The following is a 22359-nucleotide window of genomic DNA, read 5'->3' on the forward strand; positions in this document are numbered from 1 at the left end:
CACACGGTGAAGCGCTCGCTCGAGGTCCTCCCGGACGGCATCCTCGCCGAGCGCGCTGCCGACGGAGACGCCACCGCCTTCGAGGTCCTCGTCTTCCGGCACGGTTCACTCATGCGCGCCTACGCCGTCCGCGTGCTGGGCAACCAGTCGGAGGCGGAGGACGTCGTGCAGGACGTCCTCATCCAGGCGTGGGGCCAGCTGGACCGGCTGAACGACCCGAACGCGGTGAAGTCCTGGCTGATGCGAATGGTCTCGAACCGGGCGATCGACCGCATCAGACGCCGCCGCGAACACAGCGAGATCGAGGATTGGAATGCCCCCGCCCCGTCCCATCAGTCCCCGGAACGGGTCGTCGAGGTGCGCATGCAGATGAGCGCGCTCGCTTCGGTCCTCGACCGACTCCCCGCCATGCAGCGTGAGTGCTGGATGCTCAAGGAGACGGGCGGGCTGTCGTACGTCGAGATCGCAGAGTCGCTCGGGGTCCCGACGTCGACGGTGCGCGGTCAGCTCGCGCGAGCCAGACAGACCGTCCTGCGGGAGATGGAGGTGTGGCGATGAACGACGACGACCACGAGTCCATGCTCGACGGCCTGGCCGGCGCCGACCTCGACGGGCACACCATCGACGAGCTCTCCGACTACCTCGACAGCGGCCGTGAGCCCCTCGACCCCGACATCGAAGCCTCCCCCGGTTGCCAACTCGCCCTCGACGCCCTGCTCCGGCTGCGCACCCAGACCTGGGCGCTCCTCAAGTCGGAGGCGGCGACGCACTCCGAGCAGGACCGCTCCTGGATGCACGCGGTCCTCCAGAACATCTCGCTCGAGGCGCACGCCGGTCGGGACATCCCACTCAGGCACCCGGACCCCGAGGTGCACCTCCGTATCACGGAGGGCTCCGTCCGCACCCTGATCCGCGGGGTGGGCGACAGCGTCGGCGGGGTCATCGTCGGTCGGGTCCGGCTCGACGGCGATGTGACGACCCTGGACGCGCCCATCACGGTGGCGATCACCGCCTCGGCCGCGTTCGGCAACAACCTCGAACGGCTGTCGCAGCTCATCCGGGATCGCGTCGTCGCGGAACTGGCCACGCACACCGAGCTCAACGTGGTCGCCGTCGACGTCACGATCATCGACATCCACACGCAGCGCGTCGCCCGGCCGGAGGACTCCTGATGGACACCGACGCCGCGCTCTCGCAGCAGCTCACCGCCGTCGTCGCTGCGACACCGGGGGTCACGACGGTCTACGCGTCCGGGTCGCCGATCCGTGCCGTCCTGCGGACCGTCGCCGACGCGGTCGGCCGTGACGACGAGGAGCCGACGAAGGTGGCCGTCGGTCGCGGAGCCGACGGCGCGCTGACGATCGGCGTGACCATCGGCGTGACCGACGGGGCTCCGGTCCCGGCGACCCTGCGTCTCGTCGGCGATGCGATCCGTGGGGTACTCGCGTCGTCGATGGAGGGGACGCCGATCCATGAGATCGACGTCCGCGTGTGCCGGATCGAGGACGCAGCACCGCTGGGAACTCCGCTCACGGGCGCGGCGACCACACCGTAGACCCCGTCAGACGGGCGCCGGCTCCTGCTGCACCGTGGGTGCCGTGCCCGTCGTCCGCGCGCGGTGGCGGCGTTCGATCGCCTGGCCGACATAGCTCGCCACGATGATCAGCGCCGCACCGAGCGCACCCAGCGGGCCGATCACCTCCCCCGCGATGAGCACGCCGACGAGGAGCGCCCAGACGGGTTCCGTCCCCATGAGGATGCTCGCGCGCGACGCCGAGGTCCGCCGCACCGCCCACAGCTGGACGACGAACGCGAACACGGAACACAGCAGACCGAGGAACAGCACGTCCAGCCAGCCGCGCAGATCCAGCAGCGTGACAGCCGCAGCGAGCCCGTCACCGGCGATGAGGCTGAACGCCCCGGCGCACACGAGCATCTGGACGAACACCACGCCGAGCGTGCTGTCGGTTCGACCTCGCGTCAGGTGCGCACTCGACGTCACGTGCACCGCACGGACGACGGCGGCGGCGATCACGAGCGCGTCGCCCGCGGTGGGTGCGCGGAGACCGCCGTCCGACACGAGCAGCGCGACACCGACCACGGCTGCGACCGCCGCGACGAAGTAGGACCTCGGGAGCCAGGACCGCGACGCGACACCGTCGAGCACCGGCGTCATGACGAGCGCGAGGCTGATGAGCAGCCCGGCGTTCGTCGCCGAAGTCAGGTGCACGCCCCACGTCTCGAGGCCGATGATCGCGGCCTGCGAGCAGCCGAGTGCCGCCGCGATCAGCAGGCCCCGTCCGCGAGGGATCCGCTCCCGCCGCACGAGACAGATGAGCCCGATGGCGATCACCGCCACCAGGAACCGCAGGGCGACCGCGGCCGGCACACCGGTGACGGCGGCGAGGTCCTTCGCCGCGAGGAAGCTGGCGCCCCACACCGCCGCGACCCCGACGAGCAGCACATCGACGATGAGTTCGGAGGGTGCGCGGCGGGCCATGCCGCTACTCTCCTGGAGACGGACACGACAGAACAACAGGCAGTGTCTGGATCGACGATGAAGGAAAAGCTTATGGATCCCGCGCGCCTCCGACTCCTCCGCGAACTCGGTGACCGTGGCAGCGTCGCCGCGGTCGCCGCAGCCATGCACGTCAGCGCCTCGGCCGTGTCGCAGCAGCTCGCCGCGCTGCAGGCCACCCTGCCGGTGCCACTCACCGAGAAGCATGGACGCCGGCTCGTCCTCACCGAGGCCGGCGAAGCCCTGGCCGTCGCCGCCGCGCGCGTCGAGGAGGCTCTCGCCGAGGCCAGGGACGCCGTGGACTCGTTCCTCCAACACGAGCAGCGCCCCGTGAGCGTCTCCGCGTTCCACAGCGCGGGGCTGGCGTTCTTCGGACCGCTGCTCGCGAGCGGCTCCATTCCCGGAGCGGACGCGACCGGTTCGGTTCCGCGGCTCATCCTCGCTGACGCCGACGTCGCGCAGGACCGGTTCGCCGGGCTCACCGCCGACTACGACCTCGTCATCGCCCACCGCCTCCCGCACGAACCGGCGTGGCCGCTCGACCGCCTCGTGATGACGCCGCTGCTCGTCGAACCCCTCGACATCGCGATGCACGAGGCGCATCCGCTCGCGGCGCGGTCGGAGCTGCGACCGGAGGATCTGCGCGACGAACGCTGGATCTCCACGCATGAGGGCTTCCCGCTCGCCGGCGTCCTCCATCACTTGGGCGCGCTGAGCGGCCGGGCGCCGCGGATCGACCACCGTATCAACGAGTTCTCGGTCGCCGCCCAGGTCGTCCGCACGGGGGCGGCGATCGCCGTCATGCCGCGCACCACGGCGGCACCGTTGGCGGTCGACGGCATGGTCCTCCGACCGGTCGCCGGCGCGGTCCTCGTCCGGCACGTCGACGTCCTGGCGAGACCGGAGGCGATGGCGCGATCCGCGGTCCGGTCGGTGCTCGCCAGCCTCCAGCGCGTGGCCGCCGAAGCAGCACGCTGAGCTCGTATCAGCCCTCCGACGAGACGTCCACCCCCAGTCGCCCGACGTCCAGGAGGCGCAGGGTGGAAGGACAACGACGAAGGAGCATCCATGCGCGCACTCACGTACCAGGGTCGCCGTTCGGTGTCGGTCGAGACCGTCCCGGACCCCGCGATCACCGCCCCCACCGATGCGATCATCCGTGTCACCTCGGCAGCCATCTGCGGCTCCGACCTCCACCTCTACGAACTGTTCGGCCCGTTCCTCGACCGCGGCGACGTCCTCGGCCACGAGACGATGGGTGTCGTCGAAGCCGTCGGCTCGGAGGTCACCCGCGTCGCGGTCGGCGACCGGGTCGTCATCCCGTTCACCATCGCGTGCGGCGAGTGCTTCATGTGTCGCAACGGGCTGCAGTCGCAGTGCGAGACGACCCAGGTCACCGAGCACGGCAGCGGCGCCTCCCTCTACGGCTACACGAAGCTCTACGGGCAGGTGCCGGGCGGACAGGCCGAGTTCCTGCAGGTGCGGCTCGCCGACGCGAACTGCATCGTCGTCGGTCGCGACCTGCCGGACGAGTCCTACCTCTACCTGAGCGACATCCTCCCGACCGCCTGGCAGGGCGTCGAGTACGCCGAGGTGCCGGACGGCGGCTCGATCACCGTGCTCGGCCTCGGCCCGGTCGGTCAGCTCGCGGCTCGCATCGCCAAGCACCGCGGTCTCGAGGTCTTCGCCGTGGACCCGGTGCCGGAGCGCCGTGCCCTCGCCGAGCGCTACGGCATCCGTGCGCTCGACCTCTCGGACGACGTGGTCGCGGAGCTCCGCGACGCCACCGGCGGACGCGGCCCGGACGGGGTCGTCGACGCCGTCGGCATGGAGGCCCACGGGTCACCGATCGCGGCTGCGGCACAGACGGCCGTCGGCGTGCTGCCCGACGCGATCGCGCGACCGGCCATGGAGCACGCCGGCATCGACCGGCTCGCCGCCCTGCACACCGCGCTCGAGCTCGTCCGCCGTGGCGGCGTCGTGTCCCTGAGCGGCGTCTACGCCGGTGAGGCGGACATCATGCCGATGAAGTCGATGTTCGACAAGCAGGTGTCGCTCCGGATGGGTCAGTGCAACGTCGCCCGCTGGATCCCGACGCTGCTCCCCCTCGTCGAGGACAGCACCGACCCGCTCGGTGTGCTCGACCTCGCGACCCACCGCGTGCCGCTCGCCGAAGCTCCGGCGATGTACGAGACCTTCCAGAAGAAGGAGGACGGCTGCATCAAGGTCGTCCTGAAGCCGTCGGCGTAGCTGCATTTCTCGGCGTGACCTGGCGGCACCGGGACGGCTGCACCAAGGTCGTCCTGAAGCCGTCGGCGTGACCGCCCGCTGTACAAAACGACCCGCGCCGATCGTTCGGCGCGGGTCGTTTCGTGTCAGGCGGTCAGCAGTGCGTCAGGACCCGGTCACCAGTCCGTCGGACCGGCGCTCCCCGCCTCGTACTCCTCGAGCGGCGTCTCGCCGGCGGCCCAGGCGGTGACGACCGGGGTGACGATGCGCCAGCACTGCTCGGCGATGTCGCCGCGCACCGACAGCAGCGTGTTCTCCTGCAGGAGGCCGGCGAGCACCTGCGCGTAGGCGCTGAGGGTAGCAGCTCCGGGATCGGCCTCGAGCTCGACCCGGCGCAGGCCGTCGACGTCATCGGCTCCGGTCACGATGAGGTCGAGGTGCACCGCACCGCCCTTGAGCGACATGCGGAGGACGGTGTCGGAGTGTCCGTCCGGAGCGTCCAGTCCGGTCGGCGCAGCCGAGCGGCGGAAGTGCACGGCGACCTCGCGGCGCGGGTCACCGATGCCCTTGCCGGAGCGCAGGACGAACGGCACGCCCTGCCAACGCGGGGTGTCGACCTGGAGCAGGAGCTGTGCGAGCGTCTCCGTCTCGCGGGAGGCGTCGACGTCGGGCTCGTCCACATAGGACGGGAAGAGCCGGTCGCCGACCCGGCCCTCGGTGTAGCGGGCGCGACGGGCGGTCGACGGGTCGTCCTTCCACAGTCGCACGGCGCCGAGGACCTCGGCGATGCGGTCGTGGACGTCGGTCGGCGTCACCGCGTCCGGACGCTCCATCGCCGTGAGGGCGAGGACCATGAGCAGGTGGCTCTGCAACATGTCGCGCAGAGCGCCGGTCTGGTCGTAGAACGCTGCACGCCCCTCGAGCCCCAGCTCCTCGTCGTAGAAGATCTCCACCTTCTCGATCTGCTCCGCGTTCCAGCCCGCCTCGAGGAGCCGGTTGCCGAAGCGGAGGCCGAGCATCCCGAGGACGGTCGCGTTGCCGAGGAAGTGGTCGATGCGCCACAGACGCTCCTCCGGCACGACCTCGGCGAGCGCCGCGTTGAGCGCCTGGGCGTCGGCGAGGTCGTCGCCGAAGGGCTTCTCGATGGCGATGAGGAGGTCGTCGGGCAGGTCGATCTGCGCGAGCGCCTCGGCGACCTTGCGCCCGGCGGACGGTGGGAGCGCGATGTAGAGGATCGGCGAGCCGGTGCAGGAGTCGAGCAGTGCACGCAGTTCGTCGGGGTCGGAGGCGTCGGTCGGGATGAACTCCGTCGTCGACACCAGCGCGTCGACGGTCCGGGCGCCGATGCCGGCGTCCTCGAGACTGGCGCGGACGGTCGCACGCCACTCCTCGTTCGGCTGCGGCGTGCGGGCGGCGCCGATGATCTGCAGCGAGATGTCGCGTGCGGCGTCGACGACCTCGCCGAGGCCGGGGATTAGGAGCCGCTTGGCCAGGTCGCCGTTGGCGCCGAGGATGGCGATGGTGCGCTTCGTCGGCTCCAGCGACTCCGCGTCCGGGATGCCGGGTACGGTGTCGGGATCGGGCTGGGTGGTGGTGTCGGACTGGTCGCTCATGATTCCATCCTGACCGAGCCGCGGCCGATCGTCCTGGGGTTGCGCACGCCCGCGCCCCGGTCACTGAGCCGCACTCGGTCACTGAGCCACACACCCGGTCACTGAGCTTGTCGAAGTGCCCCCCGAGCACACGTCCACGGCCACAGAACGACTCCCCGTAGGCCCTTCGACAGGCTCAGGGAACGGGCGCCCCGCTCACCGAGCCGACCTCGGTCACTGAGCCGACCTCGGTGACTGAGCCAACTTCGGTCACTGAGCTTGTCGAAGTGCCCCCGAGCACACGTCCACGGCCACAGAACGACTCCCCGTGGGCCCTTCGACACCTCGACAGGCTCAGTGCGGCGCAGCTCGGGGAACGGGCGCCCCGCTCACCGAGCCTGTCGAGGTGCGCGCCTACTTGTCGTTCTCGGCGAGCCAGGCGTAGGACTCGGCGACGCCGCCGAAGATCTCCTTGCTGTAGCCGTCGAACTCCACGACGCGGGTCGCGTGCGGTGCGGCAGCGAGGATCGCCGGGATGTCGACCTGGCCCTGACCCGCGGGCTGCTGGTTCGCGAACGCCTGAGCGAGCGCGTCGGGCACGACGAGCGCACTCTCGCTGCTCGGCAGTGCGGTGGCGATGTCACCGGAGATGATGCCGTCCTTGATGTGCAGGAACTGCACGCGGTCACCGAGCGAACGGAGGAACGCCGGGGTGTCGGCACCGCCGACCGTCGACCAGAAGGTGTCGATCTCGAGGACGACCTCGGGCGACAGCTGCTCGACGAACAGCTCGAAGATCGGGCGCCCGTCGACGTGGGTCGAGAACTCCCAGTTGTGGTTGTGGTAACCGAACTTCAGGCCGGACGCCGCTGCTTGGACGGCGAGCTCGTTGACGCGCTCGGCGAGACGTGCCGCGTCGTCGGCGGTCTGCCAGCGATCGGTGGGGATGAAGGGGTCGATGACCGTCCCGATCCCGAGCCGCGATGCCGCGTCGAACGCGACCGCCGGGTCGGCGGCGTCGATGACGGGCGCGTGGCCGGACGGGGCCATGACACCAGCGGCGGCGAAAGCGGTCTCGAACTCGGCAGCGCGCTCGACGAACGCGTATGGCTCGACCTTCGTGAAGCCGATCTCGGCGATGCGGGCGACGGCGCCCTGCAGGTCCTCGGTGATGGCGTCGCGGACGGTGTACAGCTGCACGGACGGTGCGCTCATGGGTACTCCTTCGTAGCTTCGGGCGGGCACCGACGGGCGATCGGATCGGTGACGGACACCGAGCCGGACCGCTTCTGTCGACTCATCGACAAAAGTACCCGAGCCGAGTCTATCGACAGAGACTGGGCGCGCGGGTGGCCGGGCACTCATAGTCTGGAGATTCGACCGACCATCAGCGAGGGGGCACCATGGCAGACCTGAACCGGACGAGGCGGAGATCACCACGCCGCGCGATCGTCATCATCGGCGTCCTCGTGCTGATCGCCGTCGTCCTCTACGCGCTGACCCTGAACCCGAACGTGTTCATCCTGCTCGTCGTCTGCATCGTCATCGTGGTCTCGATCGAGGCGCTGACGAGCAGACCTGACCGGTAGCGATCCGGCCGGTGGTGGGACCGTTACTTCTCGGCGCGCTTCAGCGACTTCTTGACCGCACGCTCGGCGAGGACGGTCACGTAATCCTGGACCGGGCGTTCGGCGAGCGCGCTGACCTCTTCGCGCACGAGCTCGCCGATCCGAGCGGAATCGACCCCCGAGTACTTCTCACTCAGCTTCGCGGTGAGCTGACGGATGATCTCTTCGTGGTCGATCTCAGTTGCCATGGACTCAGTATCAACCCACAGTTGTTGCCTGGGCTGTGAATCGCGACTTCCGTCCGCCGCTGTTCTCCCGCCGGACACCTGGCCGCCGCGATCCGTTCACCCTCCCCATCGGGCACCCGCCGAGGATATTCTGACCGCGATGTCGATTTCCGTGTTCGCCGTTCGACGTCAGAGTGAGGCGGGCGATCAGCGCCCCTGACGACAGGAGAAGACGATGTCGAAGTACATGCTCATCATGCGCAACAGCGGGTCCGTCGAGAAGCTCGAGGACATGGACTTCGAAGCGGTCATCAACGCGATGGGCGCCTACAACGAGTCGATGATCAACGCCGGCGTGATGGTCGGCGGTGACGGTCTCACCGACGCCGCACAGGGCGCCGTCGTCGAGTTCACGACCGAGGCGCCGATCGTCACCGACGGCCCCTACGGCGAACTCCACGAACTCTTCAACGGGTTCTGGACCATCGAGGTCGCCACCCGCGAGGAGGCCATCGAATGGGCCGGCCGTGCGCCGCTCGGCCCCGGCAACAAGATCGAGGTGCGCCGCGTGACCGACGAGACGGACTTCGCCGACCATGCCGACAACGAGTACCTCCAGAAGGAGCAGGAGTGGCGGGCGCAGGAGCGCGTGGCGAAGCCGGCGGCCGACCCGGCCTGAGCACGACCGAGGCGAGACGGACATGACCGACGCCGACCTGACCGAGACCGACGCGGCGGACGGCGACGAGGCCGCCCGCCGCGTGGTCGACAGCGTCTGGCGGATCGAGAGCGCGCAGATCGTCGCCACCCTCACGAAGCTGACCGGCGACCTCGGTCTGGCGGAGGATCTCGCCCAGGAGGCGCTGCTGGAGGCCCTCGAGCAGTGGCCGCGCGACGGCGTGCCACGCAACCCGGGTGCGTGGCTGACAATGGTGGCGAAGCGTCGCGCGATCGACGGGTGGCGACGTCGGGCAGCCCTCGATGAGCGGTACCGCTCGCTCGCCCGGGATCTTGAGCAGGCGAGCGACCTCGACTGGGAGCCGATCGGGGACGACGTGCTGCGGCTCGTCTTCACCGCGTGCCACCCGGCGCTGTCGCGGGAGTCGCAGGTGGCGCTGACGCTGCGGGTCGTCAGCGGCCTCACCACCCAGGAGATCGCCCGGATGCTCCTCGTCCCGGTGCCGACGGTGCAGGCGAGGATCACCCGCGCCAAGAAGACGCTCGCCGCGGCGAACGTCCACTTCGAGGCGCCGGACCCGGCCGAGTGGCCCCGGCGCCTGTCGGCCGTCCTCGGCGTCGTCTACCTGCTCTTCACCGAGGGCTACGCGGCGACGAGCGGACCGACCTGGATCCGCGCCGAGCTCGCGAACGAGGCCCTGCGGCTGGGCCGACGCCTCGTCGCTCTCGTCCCCCGCGAGCCGGAGGCGCACGCGCTCGTCGCCCTCATGGAGTTCCAGGCCTCACGCTTCGCCGCCCGCGTCGCACCCGACGGCTCCGCGATCCTGCTCGCCGACCAGCACCGCGAGCGTTGGGACCGGGCGCAGATCGTCCGAGGGACGGCGGCGCTCAGCCGCGCCGACGCCCTCGGACGGGGACGCGGCGCTTACGCGCTCCAGGCGGCCATCGCGCAGTGCCACTCGGTCGCTCCGAGCGTGGAGGCAACGGACTGGGAGCAGATCGTGATCCTCTACGAGGCGCTCGGACGGATCGCCCCGAACCCGGTCGTCGAACTCAACCGCGCGATCGCGGTGTCGATGGCGACCGGCCCGGCGACGGCGCTCCGCATCGTCGACGGTCTCGCCGACGATGCGTCACTCCGGGGGTCGCACCTCATCCCGAGCGTCCGCGGCGAACTGCTCGCACGGCTGGGGCGCATCGAGGAGGCGCGCTCGGAACTCCTGACCGCCGCGCACCTCGCAGCGAACGACCGTGAGCGCGACGTCCTGCTCTGGAAGGCCGCCGAACTGCCGCAGTGAACCGCGTCTCCTGCGACCTCAGCGCCCGGACGACACCTGCGCCGGACGATCGAAGCGCTGCCCTTCGGGCTTCGACGGAAGCAGCACGAGGACCAGGATGATGACGCTTCCGATCGAGGGGACGAGTGTGAAGAAGTAATACGGGCCGGGGAAGCCTGCGTCGTGCAATCGTCGCCACGTGATCGACAGGCTCGGCACGAGGAGCGCGAACCACACGACGAGCAGCAGGACCACGCCGACGATGAGGAGCACCCGGACACCGAAGTCCAAGGGGCCAGGCTCAGCGAAGTCGTAGCCGTCACTCGACAGGCCCTGCTCCTGCGTCGAGTACGTCGCCACGGTGACGCCGACGAGGACGGCGCCGACCGTCACCACCAGGGTCGGGACCAGGATCAGCAAGGTGGTGAACAAGGTGCTCCACCAGTACTCGCTGAGCGACGCGCGCCCCGAGAAGTTCGCGTACTGCTTGAAGAACCGCTTGGTGGCCTGGCGGAACGTGGCCCCGTAGAGCGGCAGGGTCAGGTCGTCCGGCGAGCTGGCACCCCGGGGCGGGGGCGCGATGTACTGCGGCTGACCGTACGGTGCCTGGCCGTACTGCGGTTGGCCGTAGGGTGCTTGGCCGTACTGGGGCTGCCCGTATGGTTGCCCGTAGGGCGCCTGGCCGGACTGTGGCTGGCCGCCCTGCGGCTGGCCGGAGGGGACCTGGGGGTTCGGAGGATACGTCATGGCTGCTTCCGGATCGCTGGTCGACAGGACACCAGTATGACGCGCTCCGCCCTCACGCCCGGGCGATCGGGATCCAGACACGCATCGTGGACGGCCCGCGCTCGGCCCACGAATGGTACGGCGCGATGCTCGCGGTGAAGGTCTCATCGGGTCCCGACCCGGCGAACGCATCGCCGTACGGCCAGGCGGTGTCGGCGAGACTCCGGGTACGCAGCTCGATCGACAGCCGACCGTCCGCGTCCTCGACGGGCACGACACCCTCCCCCACCTCGATACGCGCGATCGCCTCGTCACCACCCGGGAGGTCCACCGACTCGACGCAGTAGACCTCGGGTCCGCGCTCGATCGCGACGCTGCCACGGATGGCGTCCACGCGGGGATCCGGCAGGGTGACCCGCGGACGGACGCTGAACGCGAGCTCCACGACGTCACCGGGGACGAAGGACCGCTCGATGTCGGCGTAGCCCGGGGTGACGGCGCGATCGGTGGGCTCCCCGTCGACGGGCCGGACGGTCACCACCGCGTCATCAGCCCACGACGGCACGCGGAGCGAGACGGTCACCGGTCCACTCGGCGCCTCCACGATCCGCATGGTGACGACACCGGAGCGCGGGTAGTCGGTCACGAGCTCGGCCCGGAACCGCCCGCCATGCTCGCCGCCGATGACCGTGTCGATCGTCGCCGATGCGAACTGATGGATCTGCACGCCGCGGTCGTCGCTCGTGGCGACGAACGCCGCCAGGCTCGCGAGTGTCCGGGCCACGTTCGGTGGACAGCACGACACGTCGAACCAGGGCGCACGCTCGGAGGACGACGCTCGGGGCGACACCTCGTCGTCCGGGCTCGACTCCCCCGGCGTGCGCTGGTGGAGGGTGTTGGCGTAGAAGAACGCGGTGCCGGCGGCCGACGGCGAGGTCGCGACGACGTTGTAGAGGACGCGCTCGATGTGGTCGGCGTACCGGACGTCCCGGTCTTCGAGCAGCAGCCGCCAGCTGAACATGATCGACGCGATGCCGGCACAGGTCTCGGAGTAGGCGCGGTCGGACGGCAGCTCGAAGTCCTCGCCGAACGCCTCGTCCTGGTGGTGCGATCCTTGACCGCCGGTCAGGTAGGTGCGGCGGGCGATCGTCCGGTCCCACTGGCCGCGGAGGGCGTCGAGCAAGCCGGCATCACTCTGCTCGACCGCGATGTCGGTGGCACCGGCCGCGAGGTAGTTCGCGCGGACCGCATGACCCCGCAACGCCTCGGCCTCGCGGATCGGCACGTCGTCCTGGAAGTAGGCACGGCCCCACTCGATGTCCTGGAGCACGCCGGTGCCGCGACGCTCGACGAACAACGACGCGAGTTCGAGATAGCGCGGCTCGCCCGTCACCCGCGACAGCTCCGCGAGCCCCACCTCGACCTCGGCGTGCCCGCACACGGACTGGATGCCGTCGGTGCCGAAGACCTCGCAGATGAGGTCGGCGGCCCGCGTCGCGATCCCGAGGAGCCCGTCGTCGGAGCCAGGGCTCGTCCGCTCCCGGGCGACGGCCGCCTGGAAGAGGTGGCCGAGGCAGTACAGCTCGTGCCCCCACTCGAGATCCGACCAGCGCTCACCCTGACCCGGGCGACCGAAGCGGGTGTTCAGATAGCCGTCCGCCTCCTGTGCGGCGGCGACCCGGTCGACGATCGCGCGGAACCGCGACTCGAGCGCTTCGTCACCGCCGAGCCGTCCGAGCTCCCACGCGACGGCCTCGAGGTACTTGTAGACCTCGGAGTCGGCGAACTCGCGTCCGCGGCGACCCTCGGGAAGCGTGCCGGCGGCGGCGAGGTCGAAGTTGCGGAGCCAGCCCTCCCGCTCGAGCCAGTGTTCGACGTGCGGCAGCGTCGCCGTGCCGTTGACCCGCTGGCGGTCGGCCCAGAAGCCGTCGGTGATGCGCACCTCGTCGAGGCCGAGCGGTGTGAGCGCGCCGGTGGTGGGGACGACCGGGGCTGCGACGGTCACCGACGTAGTGGACGTCGTGGGCGTGGTGCTGGTGGTGGTGCTCATGGTTACCCCTTGAAGGCGCCGGACATGAAGCCGCGCACGTAGTGACGTTGGAGGATGAGGAAGAGGAGGAAGCACGGCAACGCGAGGACGACGACGCCGGCTTCGGTCGCGCCGTAGTCCACGACGCCCTGGACCTGGCCGCGCAGGTTGGAGACGGCGAGCGGCAGGGTCATCTTCGCGGAGTCGTTGATGAGGATCAGCGGCGCCATGAAGTCGTTCCAGGCGGCGAGGAACGCGAACAGTCCCACGGTGATGAGGCCGGGCTTGACCGCCGGGACGAGCACCTTCCAGAGCACGGTCCAGGAGTTGCAGCCGTCGACCATCGCCGCCTCATCGAGCTCCTTCGGGATCGACTCGAAGGCGATCCGCATCATGAAGGTCGAGAACGGCAGCTGGAACATGGTGAGCACGAGCGCCACCCCGACGAGCGAGTTGGAGAGACCGACCAGGTTGAGGAGCACGTAGAGCGGGATGAGCAGCGTGGCGTACGGGACCATGAGGATCGCGATGGTCGCGAGGAACAGGGCGTTCTTGCCGCGGAACTGGAACCTGGCGAAGGCGTAGCCGCCGAACAGCGAGATGACGAGCGTCAGGACCACGGTGAGCAGCGAGACGAACGCCGAGTTGCCGATGTACTGCAGGATGCCGTCCTGGTAGCCGGCGAGGGTGATGTAGTTGCCGAGCCCCCAGCCCTCGGTCTGGTTCGTGCCAGCCAGCGGGGAGACCGATCGTACGGCCGTCCACACGAGCGGGTAGAGGAAGATCACGGCGAGTGCGCCGGAGAAGAGCCAGAACGGCATCTTGATCGCGATGCCGAAGAAGTTGGTGGACTTCTCGGGTCCGCCGGAGCCGCGTCGGGGCCCGCCGCGGCGAGCACGGACGTCGGGCATCGTCGAGGTGACGGTGGCCGGTTCCTTTCGGGTGATGGTCATGCTCAGTCCTCGACCTTCTTGCTGAACGCGCGGATCTGCACGATGTTGATGACGATGAGCGCGGCGAGCACGATGACCGACAGCGCACCGGCGACGCCGAGGTTGTTGGGGCCCTGGAACGCCACGTTGTAGATGAGCTGGACGACGGTGATGGTGCTGTTGTCGGGACCGCCCTTGGTGAGGATGTAGAACTGCTCGAACGCGAGGAGCGAGCCGGTGACGCACATCACCGTGGTGAGGGCGAGGGTCGGCTTCAGCAGCGGGACGGTGATGTCGCGGAAGGTCTGCCAACGCGACGCGCCGTCGATGCGGGCGGCCTCGTAGACCTCCTCCGGGATGCCCTGCAGCCCGACGAGCATGAGCAGCATGTAGAAGCCGGCGAAACGCCAGACGATGAGGAAGACCGTCGACCAGAGCGCCGCGTCCGGGGTCCCGAGGAAGGTGAAGCCCATCGCCTTGGTGAGGTCCGCGAACGGGCCGGCGATCGGCGAGTACAGCACGTAGAACAGGAGCGACGCCGAGGCGAGGCCGAGCGCGCTCGGGATGAGGAAGGCGGTGCGGAGGAAGCCCTTCCATCGGCTGGACTCCTGGACGAGGAGCGCGAGGCCGAGCCCGAGGCCGATGAGCAGGACGGTCGCGATGACGGTGTACTTCAGCGTGAAGACCACCGAGTCGAGGAAGAAGCGGTTGTCGATCGCCTTCGGGAAGTTCTCGGGGAAGTTCACACCCTGGTTGCCGCCGAGGAGCGGCCAGTCGGACCCCGCCATCTGGAAGACGAGCCCGAGCGGGACGAGGAAGAGGAGGATGACGAAGACGGCGGTCGGGAGCGCGAACAGCCAGCCGGTGCGGGCCTGCGCGGCGCGGCGCTTCCTGGCACCGACCGAGTCCGTCGGGCCTCGTCTGGCGAGGGTGGTACTCATGGGTGGGACCTTTCGAACGGGTGGGCGCCGGTGCGCCGTCGCGATGGGGGGATCACGGTGGCGCACCGGCGGTCGGACTACTGCGAGAGCACGTCCGTGATGGCGTCGTTGTCGGCGTCGACGGAGTCGGTGCCCTCGAGGACCGCGTTGCGCACGAGCGTCAGCCAGGGGCTGGTCGGCGAGTTGAAGGCCTCCTGGAAGTTCAGCGAGTACGGGGTGTCACCCTTCGAGGCGACCTCGTTGATCGTGACGAGGCGCGGGTCCTTGCTCGAGTACTCGTTCTCCGCGAGGTCGGAGCGGGAGACCACGTCGTTATCCTTCGCGAGGACACCGACCTGTGCGTCCTCGGACATCAGCCAGCTGAGGAAGTTCCACGACTGTGCGGCCTTCTTGCTGTCCTTCGAGACGCCGATCCCGTCGCCACCGACGAAGGTCGAGTCGCCGCCCTTCGGGCCGGGGATGCCGGACACGCCCACGTCGAAGGGAGTGGAGGAGAGGAGCGTCGCCGGGTACGGCATGACGCCGACCTTGCCCTCGGTGAAGCCGGCGGTCCAGGTGGGTCCGGCCTCGTCCTTCGAGGACGGGAGCACGGCGCCCGACTTCCAGAGGTCGGCCCAGGTGCTGTAGACCTCCTTGGCGCCGTCCTCAGCGAGGAGTGACTCGGTGCCCTCCTTGTTCATGACCTGCTCGCCGTCGGCCCACACACTGGGGAACCAGGTGAAGACGAGGCAACCGCCGCAGTTGAGGCCGGTCGCGGTGCCGTAGGTGTCGGGCTTGTTCAGGGCCTGGACGGCCTTCGCGTCCTCGGCGAACTCGGCCAGCGTGGTCGGGCCCTGCTCGGGGTCGAGCCCGGCCTCCTTGTAGAGCTCCTTGTTCCAGAAGAGCATCGACAGGTCGAGCACGAACGGAAGCACGTGCTCCTTGCCGTCCGCGGTGCCGGCGGCCAGGTGACCCTTGTTGATCTCGTCCTTGAAGTCGAGTCCGTCGATGTTCGCGGTGAGGTCCTGGAACAGGCCCTGCTCGACCCAGTTCGGGACGTACACGATGTCGGCGGCGAACAGGTCGGGGAGGCTGTCGGAGCCGGCCGCCGCACCGACCTTCGCGACATAGTCGTCGTTCGGGACGACGGTGAGCTTGACCTGGTTCTCGTGCGAGGCGTTGTAGGCCTCGACGAGGAGCTTCGCCTGCTTCTCGAGTGGGGCGCGGGTCCAGAGCGTGAGCTCGGAGCCGTCGTCGACGCCCTCGGGCCCGGCACTGGCGAGCGGGGAACTGCCGCCGCCCCCGGAGGAACAGGCGGCGAGGCCGACGAGGAGGGCGCTGGCGGCCAACACCCCTCCGACCCGCTGCATCCGTCTGGTGTGCGTGCTGCGCATGGTGACTCCTCTGACTCATCGTTGAGCGGACCGGTCGGGTCCGGCGGTGCATGGGAGGTTTTCGAAACTGTCGAAACGCCTTTCGGTAAAGCTAGCCTGGGATCGGTGTAGCGTCAAGAGCGAAGTCCGGTAACGTTTCGGAAACGAAGAGGGGGAGCAATGCCAGACAGTGACGTCAGTGCGTCGGCAACCGGTACCCCCGGCCGAGCGGCGACCTTGGGCGACGTCGCGCGCATCGCAGGCGTCTCGATGGCCACCGCCTCGAAGGCCATCAACGGACGGAGCGAGGTCGCACCGAAGACCCGTCAGCGGGTGCTCGACGCCGCGAAGGAAGTCGCCTTCACGCCCAACGAACTCGCGAGGAGCCTGATCAACGGGCGCACCGGCACCGTCGGTCTCCTGACGAGCGACCTCGAGGGCCGCTTCGTCATCCCCATCCTCATGGGCGCCGAGGACGCGTTCGGAGCCGGGCAGGTCAACGTGTTCCTGTGCGACGCCCGGGGCGATGCGATCCGCGAGCAGCACCATCTGAACGCGCTCCTCACCCGGCGCGTCGACGGCATCATCGTCGTGGGCCGCACGACGGACCCACGCCCCTCGCTCGGCCACAAACTACCCGTCCCGGTCGTCTACGCCTACGCGCCGTCCGACGACCCGACCGACGTGTCGATCACCCCCGACAACCGCGACGGCGGCCGCCTCGCCGTCGAGCACCTGATCGCCTGCGGGCGTTCCCGGATCGCGATGATCACGGGTGAGCCGCAGTATGCGGCGGCCAGGGATCGCGTGACGGGCGTGCAGAACGCCCTCGCCGCGGCGGGCCTGGACCTCGTCGGCACGCCGATGTTCTCGGAGTGGACCGAGCACTGGGGTCGCGATGCGGCGGCGATGCTGCTCGCACAGCACCCGGAGATCGACGGCATCGTGGCCGGTTCCGACCAGATCGCCCGCGGCGTGCTCGACACCGTCCGCGACCTCGGGCGCGACGTCCCGAGCGACGTCGCGGTCGTCAGCTTCGACAACTGGGAGATCCTGGCCACCAACTCGCGCCCGGAGCTGTCGTCGATCGACGCCAACCTGCAACAGCTCGGCCGACTCGCCGCGACCCGCATCTTCGAGGCGATCGAGGGTACGGACGTCGCACCGGGCGTCGAGTACCTGCCGGGCCGCCTCGTCCTCCGCGGTTCCACGATCCCGAGGCGCTGAGGTCCGGTCGGACGCAGATAGTCACCGCGCGGGTGATGCGACAGCCGTCGGACATCGCTACGGTCGAGCCATGGACAGCTCAACCGTCATCATGATCGTGGTCCTCGCCGCCGTTGCAGTCATCGTCTTCACGATCACCGTGCAGGCCAGACGACGTGCCGGCGGGACGAAGCATCGCGGGGGTACGAGTTCGGACTCCGGCATGCCGTTCATCCTCGACAGCAACGGTCACCATGGAGGCGGCCACCACGGCGGTGGCCACCACGGCGGAAGCGACTCCGGCGGTTGGGACGGTGGCGGTGGCGGCGACTCCGGCGGCGGCGGAGACGGGGGCGGTGGGGGCGGCGGTGACTGACCGGTCCGCCCGGGCCGCGTCAGCCGTCAGCGACGTCGCTGCTGCTTCGGGCGACGCTTCGGTTTCGGACGCGGCTTCCGCTTCGGTGGCGGGACCACCGCGTCCCCCTCGCCCGAGCGCTTCCGGCGCGAGACGTCGACGCCGCCTGCCGGTCCACCGATCCACATCGGCACCCCACTCCCCCAGCCGGCGACGAAGAACAACGCTCCACCGACGACCAGCCCGCCCACCCCGGCGGTCTGCCAGATCGCCTCGTCGTAGATCACGGGCCCCACGGCCTGACCGTCGAAGAGCAGGTGGAACCCGTTGTTCACGACGACGACGAGCAGCGTCAGCCACCCGACACCGAACACCGTGCCGGCCACCCACCCCCATGAGGCGATCGCCAACCCGCCCAAGACGGCGGCCGCAGCGACGGGTACGCCGAACGCCACGAACAGGACGATCGCGACCCAGGACTCGGCACGGTCGCCGCCGATGGCGGCCAAGACGATCGCGACGACGACGAGCAGCACCACGGAGGCGATGAGCGCGCCAGTCCACGTCGTGATGCGCCGTCGACTCATCCGGTAGGGGTTGGTGGTGGGATCGCGGTGCTCCTTCGAGCCCGACTGCTGCTTCGACATGCCCTCATCCTCGACCATCGGACGCCGCTCCATCGATCGACCTCATGGCACGGCGTCGCGATAGCCTCGCTGCATGGGGGAATCGCGAGGCACACGAGCGCGCCCGGGCGCGACCCACGCCCGAGGCTGGCTGACCCTGTCCTGGTGCGCATCAGTCTTGGCCGCGACGTTCCTGGGGGCAGGCGTCGTGAGCATCTCGATCTACGCGTCGTTCCTCGACTTCCCGCAGGACGATCCCGGCTGGATCAGCCACCACGACTGGCTCGCCTCCACCGGGACGGCTGCACTGATCATCGGCGCCGCGCTCGCGGTCTGCAGCGTGGTGGCATTCATCCTGTGGCAGGTCGGGCTCCCGGAGCAGCCGGTCGGTCAGGGCGGTCGATCCTCCGCGGAACACCGCTGACCGACCGCGCCGCCATCGCCGTAGCGGGTGGTGGTGAGCGGCGGACCACGGCCGTCGTCGGTCGACATCGGCCCGATCGGTGTCGACACCATCACGCGCCGATTGAGACACTGGGCAGGTGTACTCCGAGCGTGTCCTCCTCTCCGGCAACGCGCTGTGGCGCTCGGAAGACAGCGCTGGCGGGGCGGTCGTCCCGGCCGACGGCTGCGTCGACCTGATCCTCCGCGACGGCCGGGTCGAGGTGGCCGGACCGTCCACACGGTGGCTGGCCACCGGTCCCGACGGGGTCGCCGGGTCGTTCGGCTTCAGGATGCAGCCGGGGCGGGCCAGGCTCCTGCTCGGCCTCGATCTCGCAGCGATCGCGGACCAGCTCGTACCGCTCGACGACGTCACCGATCGGCGGACCGCGGCACGGCTGCGCGAGGCGATGATCCCGCTCGAAGCCGGACCCGCCCCGATCGGCACGCTCGCGGCGTTCTCGGCCCAGCTTGCCGAAGCGAGTCGCTGGTCGGACGCCGTCCGCCGAGCGGCGTTCGAGGCGACGCCGGCGCGTGACGTCGCCGCGACGATGAGCGGCTCCGAACGGTCCTTCCGGCGGCGGATGCTCGCCACCTTCGGATACGGCTACGCCACGCTCGTGCGCCTCGATCGCGCACATCGAGCTCGATCATCACTCCGCTCTGGCTCGTCGATCGCCGACGTCGCCGCATCGGCGGGCTATGCCGACCAACCCCACCTCTCCCGCGAGTTCAGGCGCCTCGTCGGCTCGAGCCCCGCTCAGTTCGCGGCGAGCGCGGCGTAGAGGTCGACCGAGTTCCCGTCCGGGTCGAGGAGGGTCGCGTACCGCTGGCCCCACACTGCGTCCCAGGGCTCGACGTGCCCGGCGTATCCGGCATCGACGAGCGTGGCGAAGGTGGCGTCGACGGCAGCCGGACTCCCCTGGTCGAAGGCGAGGGCGATCCGGTGGCCGCCGGACGCCGGAACGAAGGTCGGGTCGAAACCGCGGATCGTCTCGACGGTGTCCCATGCGAGCGCCACCCCTCCGTCCAGGAGTGCATCCACGTGGGGAGCGTCGTCCTGACCGGGCTCGATGGGCACGCCCAAGGCTCGATAGAAGGCGAGCGAGGCCGCCATGTCGTTCGTCACGATGCCGATGAAGCCGAGTCTCAGTGTCATGGTCTCACCGTACGACCGGGCGACGACGGGGTCGTGAATAGAACGGCCACGCTGCGCGCGCAACCGGTTCCCTGTCTGCTCGGTCAGCGACCCGCGAGGTCGCCGAGTCGGGCGCGCATCGCGCGGAGCACGTCGACGAGGAGCACGTCGTCCGGTCCGGCGAGCCACTGCTCGAGGGAGGCGTCGAAGAGTGCCGAACCGATGGACGCGGCGAGCGCCGCGTCGGCTGACGTGACACCACTCTCCATGAGGGCATCGCGCATCGCGTCGATGAGGACCGCCGACTTCAACCGTTCCCGCTCGCGCAGCTGCGGTTCCGACCGGATGACAGCATGGCGGGCGGCGATGTCGTCCCGCCAGCGCTGCAGCTCACCGGCGGCCACGGTCTCGAGGCCGGACATCACCAGGGCGAGCGGGTCGAGCCCTGCTGGCGCCGCGGCGACCAGCCGTCCCACCACCGTCGGGAGCTCGCGCTCGCGGAGGAAGAGCACGTCGCGCTTGTCGGCGAAGTGACGGAAGAACGTGCGGGTGGTGAGCCCGGCGGCCTCGGCGATCTCCGGGACCGTCGTCGCCGCGAAGCCCCGGTCGGCGAACAGCGCCATCGCAGCGCCCTCGAGTCGGAGAGCGGCGTCGGGTGCCCATCGTGCCATGCGATCAGGATAACCGATGACACGTCGTGTCGTCAGGTGTACAGTGATGACACACCGTGTCATCATCGCCACGCCAATCCGCAACACCCTTGGAGACCTCATGCCGACGAACACCGCAGCCTGGCTGCCAGCACCCCGAGCGGACTTCGTCGTCGGTCCGGCCGCGATGCACGAACCCGGCCCTGGCGAACTCCTCATCCGGAACCGAGCGGTCGCGGTGAACCCGCTCGACGACGTCAAGCAGCAGACCGGGAACCTCATGTACCGGTGGCTGCCAGTGCCCGCCGTGCTCGGTGAGGATGTCGCGGGCGAGGTCGTGGCCGTCGGGCCGGGTGTCCGTCGGTTCGCAGTCGGCGACCGCGTCGTGGCGTACGCGGTCGGCATGGAGCGCGGTCGGCGCCATGACGCCGAGGGCGGGTTCCAGCAGTTCACCGTCGTGCGGGCGGACCTCGCTGCCCCGATCCCGGACGGTCTGCGAGACGAGGACGCCGTCGTCCTGCCGCTCGGGATCTCCACGGCCGCGACCGCTCTCTTCCAACGCGACCACCTCGCGCTCCCCCACCCCTCGGAGCACCCCACCCCCACCGGGACGGCCGTCGTCGTCTGGGGCGGTGCCACGAGCGTCGGCAGCAACGCCATCCAGCTCGCGGCCGCCTCCGGCCACCGGGTCGCGACCACCGCCTCGCCGCACAACCACGACCGGATGCGCGAGCTCGGTGCCGACATCGTGTTCGACTACCGCAGCCCGACCGTCGTGGCGGATCTCGTCAGCGCCCTCCGCGGATCCTCGGTCGTCGGCGTGCTCGCCGTCGGGACCGGCTCCGCAGAACCAGCCGTCGCCGTCGCCGCCGCCACCGGGGCACGCCGCGTCGCACTCGCGAGCCCGTCGGTGTCGTTCGGGTCGTTGCCTCGTCGGGCCGGCCCGAGTCTGACGTTCGTCCGCACCATGACCCGGCTCGTGGCGGCCAACGTCGCGCTGCAGATCCGTGCCCGTCGGGCGGGGATCTCCGCGCGGTACGTGTGGGGCAGCTCGCTGATGACCAACGAGGTCGGGCCGATGCTGTGGGAGGACTACCTGCCGGGCGCGCTCGCCGGCGGACGACACGTCTGCGCGCCAGCCCCCGAGGTGGTCGGCGAAGGCCTCGAAGCGATCCAGCCGGCCCTCGACCGACTCCACGGCGGCGTCTCAGCCCGCAAGCTCGTCGTGCGGTTGTGAGGCGCGGGACCGTGACGCTCCGCCCTCACACCTCCCAGGTCGAACGGTAGCTCCGCTCGGCGAGCAGCGCCGACAACTCCGCGTGCACGCTCATCGTCTTGGCGAGCCGCTCGGCGCGGTCCGCCTTCAGCACCTCGGGACGCTCCCAGTCCCGCTCCGACAGGTAGGCCGTGTACGGGTTGATGACGCACTTGAAGTCCAGCATGAGCGACTGCCCGAGCGTGGCGGTCGCCATGTAACTGTGCGGCAGGCCTGCGGCGCAGACGAAGGTCACGACCTTGTCGAACCAGGCGGCGACCCTGCCGTCCTCACCGGTCGCGCCGGTCGCCTCGATGAGCGACTTCACCGACGCGGCCGGCGCCCAGTTGTAGATCGGGAAGGCGAGGACGACGCCGTCCGCAGCAGTGATCAACGCATGCAGGCGACGGAACGCAGGGCTCTCGAAGACCCGGTCGTTGTCGAACGGCGGCAGTTCCATCTCGGCCAGATCGATGACGGACGAGTCATGACCTTGCTCGCGCAGCAACCCGCTGCTCGCCGAAGCGAGGGTCCGACTCCGACTCGCCGGATCGAGGCTGCAGGAGATCACGGGCAGGTTCAAGGCGGCCATCCCTCTACGCTAGCCCGGCAGCCCACG

The 22359-nt window shown here is 69.9% G+C and carries 26 protein-coding genes; 13 read left to right on the forward strand and 13 right to left on the reverse strand.

The genetic code is table 11. The features are described 5' to 3' along the window. Positions 1–6 precede the first annotated feature (6 nt). Genes ACQ3HE_RS10390 through ACQ3HE_RS10400 form a run of 3 tightly spaced genes read left to right on the forward strand, consistent with a single transcriptional unit; the run spans position 7 to position 1555 of the window. The gene (locus ACQ3HE_RS10390) at positions 7–558 is read left to right on the forward strand and encodes an RNA polymerase sigma factor (RefSeq protein ID WP_079704557.1); all 552 of its coding nucleotides are present in this window, start codon (positions 7–9) and stop codon (positions 556–558) included. Then, positions 555–1172 carry an Asp23/Gls24 family envelope stress response protein gene (locus ACQ3HE_RS10395; protein ID WP_079706159.1) on the forward strand — a complete coding sequence of 206 codons (618 nt, stop codon included), beginning with the start codon at positions 555–557 and terminating at the stop codon, positions 1170–1172. The genes ACQ3HE_RS10390 and ACQ3HE_RS10395 overlap by 4 nt, the downstream gene beginning before the upstream one ends. After that, positions 1172–1555, forward strand: a complete 384-nt coding sequence (locus tag ACQ3HE_RS10400; protein ID WP_430892629.1) for a hypothetical protein — start codon at positions 1172–1174, stop codon at positions 1553–1555. The genes ACQ3HE_RS10395 and ACQ3HE_RS10400 overlap by 1 nt, the downstream gene beginning before the upstream one ends. Before the next feature lie 6 nt (positions 1556–1561). On the opposite strand, the gene ACQ3HE_RS10405 is transcribed toward ACQ3HE_RS10400, so the two are convergent. Then, positions 1562–2500: a DMT family transporter gene (locus tag ACQ3HE_RS10405; RefSeq protein ID WP_430892631.1), complete on the reverse strand. Its 939-nt coding sequence runs from the start codon at positions 2498–2500 to the stop codon at positions 1562–1564. A gap of 72 nt (positions 2501–2572) precedes the next feature. On the opposite strand from ACQ3HE_RS10405, the gene ACQ3HE_RS10410 reads away from it, so the two are divergent. Both ACQ3HE_RS10410 and ACQ3HE_RS10415 read left to right on the forward strand, forming a co-directional pair. Further along, entirely contained in the window at positions 2573–3496 is a 924-nt protein-coding gene (locus tag ACQ3HE_RS10410; protein WP_430892633.1) for a LysR family transcriptional regulator, read from the forward strand. A 90-nt stretch (positions 3497–3586) separates the two neighbouring features. Continuing rightward, entirely contained in the window at positions 3587–4768 is a 1182-nt protein-coding gene (locus ACQ3HE_RS10415) for an alcohol dehydrogenase catalytic domain-containing protein (protein WP_079704553.1), read from the forward strand. Positions 4769–4923: 155 nt separating this feature from the next. On the opposite strand, the gene ACQ3HE_RS10420 is transcribed toward ACQ3HE_RS10415, so the two are convergent. Further along, on the reverse strand, positions 4924–6360 hold the full coding sequence (locus ACQ3HE_RS10420) for a glucose-6-phosphate dehydrogenase (RefSeq protein ID WP_430892635.1): 1437 nt from the start codon (positions 6358–6360) through the stop codon (positions 4924–4926). Between the two features lie 393 nt (positions 6361–6753). Continuing rightward, positions 6754–7554 carry a sugar phosphate isomerase/epimerase family protein gene (locus ACQ3HE_RS10425; protein ID WP_430892637.1) on the reverse strand — a complete coding sequence of 267 codons (801 nt, stop codon included), beginning with the start codon at positions 7552–7554 and terminating at the stop codon, positions 6754–6756. Between the two features lie 188 nt (positions 7555–7742). Between ACQ3HE_RS10425 and ACQ3HE_RS10430 the strand changes: the two genes are divergently transcribed. Next, entirely contained in the window at positions 7743–7928 is a 186-nt protein-coding gene (locus tag ACQ3HE_RS10430; RefSeq protein WP_079704550.1) for a hypothetical protein, read from the forward strand. Positions 7929–7951: 23 nt separating this feature from the next. Here the strand turns inward: ACQ3HE_RS10430 and ACQ3HE_RS10435 are convergent, their stop codons facing one another. Further along, positions 7952–8155: a three-helix bundle dimerization domain-containing protein gene (locus ACQ3HE_RS10435; RefSeq protein WP_079704549.1), complete on the reverse strand. Its 204-nt coding sequence runs from the start codon at positions 8153–8155 to the stop codon at positions 7952–7954. A 214-nt stretch (positions 8156–8369) separates the two neighbouring features. Between ACQ3HE_RS10435 and ACQ3HE_RS10440 the strand changes: the two genes are divergently transcribed. Next, a complete protein-coding gene (locus tag ACQ3HE_RS10440) occupies positions 8370–8813 on the forward strand; it encodes a YciI family protein (RefSeq protein WP_079704548.1) in 444 nt (147 codons plus the stop codon). A gap of 22 nt (positions 8814–8835) precedes the next feature. Then, positions 8836–10110 carry an RNA polymerase sigma factor gene (locus ACQ3HE_RS10445; RefSeq protein ID WP_430892639.1) on the forward strand — a complete coding sequence of 425 codons (1275 nt, stop codon included), beginning with the start codon at positions 8836–8838 and terminating at the stop codon, positions 10108–10110. Between the two features lie 18 nt (positions 10111–10128). Here the strand turns inward: ACQ3HE_RS10445 and ACQ3HE_RS10450 are convergent, their stop codons facing one another. The 5 genes from ACQ3HE_RS10450 to ACQ3HE_RS10470 all read right to left on the reverse strand — a co-directional run bounded on the left by ACQ3HE_RS10450 (position 10129) and on the right by ACQ3HE_RS10470 (position 16090). Then, positions 10129–10836 (reverse strand): DUF805 domain-containing protein, encoded by a 708-nt coding sequence (locus ACQ3HE_RS10450; protein ID WP_430892640.1) that lies wholly within the window; start codon positions 10834–10836, stop codon positions 10129–10131. A gap of 52 nt (positions 10837–10888) precedes the next feature. Further along, positions 10889–12865 carry a glycoside hydrolase family 127 protein gene (locus ACQ3HE_RS10455; RefSeq protein WP_430892642.1) on the reverse strand — a complete coding sequence of 659 codons (1977 nt, stop codon included), beginning with the start codon at positions 12863–12865 and terminating at the stop codon, positions 10889–10891. 2 nt (positions 12866–12867) lie between these two features. Further along, positions 12868–13797, reverse strand: a complete 930-nt coding sequence (locus ACQ3HE_RS10460; protein WP_430892644.1) for a carbohydrate ABC transporter permease — start codon at positions 13795–13797, stop codon at positions 12868–12870. A 2-nt stretch (positions 13798–13799) separates the two neighbouring features. After that, the gene (locus ACQ3HE_RS10465; protein WP_192004148.1) at positions 13800–14717 is read right to left on the reverse strand and encodes a carbohydrate ABC transporter permease; all 918 of its coding nucleotides are present in this window, start codon (positions 14715–14717) and stop codon (positions 13800–13802) included. A gap of 77 nt (positions 14718–14794) precedes the next feature. Beyond that, entirely contained in the window at positions 14795–16090 is a 1296-nt protein-coding gene (locus ACQ3HE_RS10470) for an ABC transporter substrate-binding protein (protein WP_430892646.1), read from the reverse strand. 159 nt (positions 16091–16249) lie between these two features. Between ACQ3HE_RS10470 and ACQ3HE_RS10475 the strand changes: the two genes are divergently transcribed. Both ACQ3HE_RS10475 and ACQ3HE_RS10480 read left to right on the forward strand, forming a co-directional pair. Then, positions 16250–17296 (forward strand): LacI family DNA-binding transcriptional regulator, encoded by a 1047-nt coding sequence (locus ACQ3HE_RS10475; protein ID WP_079704543.1) that lies wholly within the window; start codon positions 16250–16252, stop codon positions 17294–17296. Between the two features lie 70 nt (positions 17297–17366). After that, positions 17367–17651 carry a hypothetical protein gene (locus ACQ3HE_RS10480; RefSeq protein ID WP_430892647.1) on the forward strand — a complete coding sequence of 95 codons (285 nt, stop codon included), beginning with the start codon at positions 17367–17369 and terminating at the stop codon, positions 17649–17651. 26 nt (positions 17652–17677) lie between these two features. On the opposite strand, the gene ACQ3HE_RS10485 is transcribed toward ACQ3HE_RS10480, so the two are convergent. Further along, entirely contained in the window at positions 17678–18277 is a 600-nt protein-coding gene (locus tag ACQ3HE_RS10485) for a hypothetical protein (RefSeq protein WP_430892648.1), read from the reverse strand. 73 nt (positions 18278–18350) lie between these two features. Here ACQ3HE_RS10485 and ACQ3HE_RS10490 point away from each other — a divergent pair, with 73 nt between their 5' ends. After that, on the forward strand, positions 18351–18680 hold the full coding sequence (locus tag ACQ3HE_RS10490; RefSeq protein ID WP_430892650.1) for a hypothetical protein: 330 nt from the start codon (positions 18351–18353) through the stop codon (positions 18678–18680). A 118-nt stretch (positions 18681–18798) separates the two neighbouring features. Beyond that, positions 18799–19482, forward strand: a complete 684-nt coding sequence (locus ACQ3HE_RS10495; RefSeq protein ID WP_430892651.1) for a helix-turn-helix domain-containing protein — start codon at positions 18799–18801, stop codon at positions 19480–19482. Here the strand turns inward: ACQ3HE_RS10495 and ACQ3HE_RS10500 are convergent. Both ACQ3HE_RS10500 and ACQ3HE_RS10505 read right to left on the reverse strand, forming a co-directional pair. After that, on the reverse strand, positions 19458–19856 hold the full coding sequence (locus tag ACQ3HE_RS10500) for a VOC family protein (RefSeq protein WP_085511268.1): 399 nt from the start codon (positions 19854–19856) through the stop codon (positions 19458–19460). The genes ACQ3HE_RS10495 and ACQ3HE_RS10500 overlap by 25 nt on opposite strands. 83 nt (positions 19857–19939) lie before the next feature. Further along, positions 19940–20506, reverse strand: coding sequence for a TetR family transcriptional regulator (locus ACQ3HE_RS10505; RefSeq protein ID WP_159876864.1), 567 nt, complete (start codon positions 20504–20506; stop codon positions 19940–19942). Between the two features lie 46 nt (positions 20507–20552). Between ACQ3HE_RS10505 and ACQ3HE_RS10510 the strand changes: the two genes are divergently transcribed. Further along, positions 20553–21722, forward strand: coding sequence for a zinc-binding alcohol dehydrogenase family protein (locus ACQ3HE_RS10510; protein WP_430892653.1), 1170 nt, complete (start codon positions 20553–20555; stop codon positions 21720–21722). Between the two features lie 25 nt (positions 21723–21747). Here the strand turns inward: ACQ3HE_RS10510 and ACQ3HE_RS10515 are convergent, their stop codons facing one another. Continuing rightward, positions 21748–22332 (reverse strand): NADPH-dependent FMN reductase, encoded by a 585-nt coding sequence (locus ACQ3HE_RS10515; protein ID WP_430892655.1) that lies wholly within the window; start codon positions 22330–22332, stop codon positions 21748–21750. Positions 22333–22359: the final 27 nt, after the last annotated feature.

It is taken from the genome of Plantibacter auratus, from assembly GCF_050587365.1.
Lineage (GTDB): Bacteria > Actinomycetota > Actinomycetes > Actinomycetales > Microbacteriaceae > Plantibacter > Plantibacter auratus.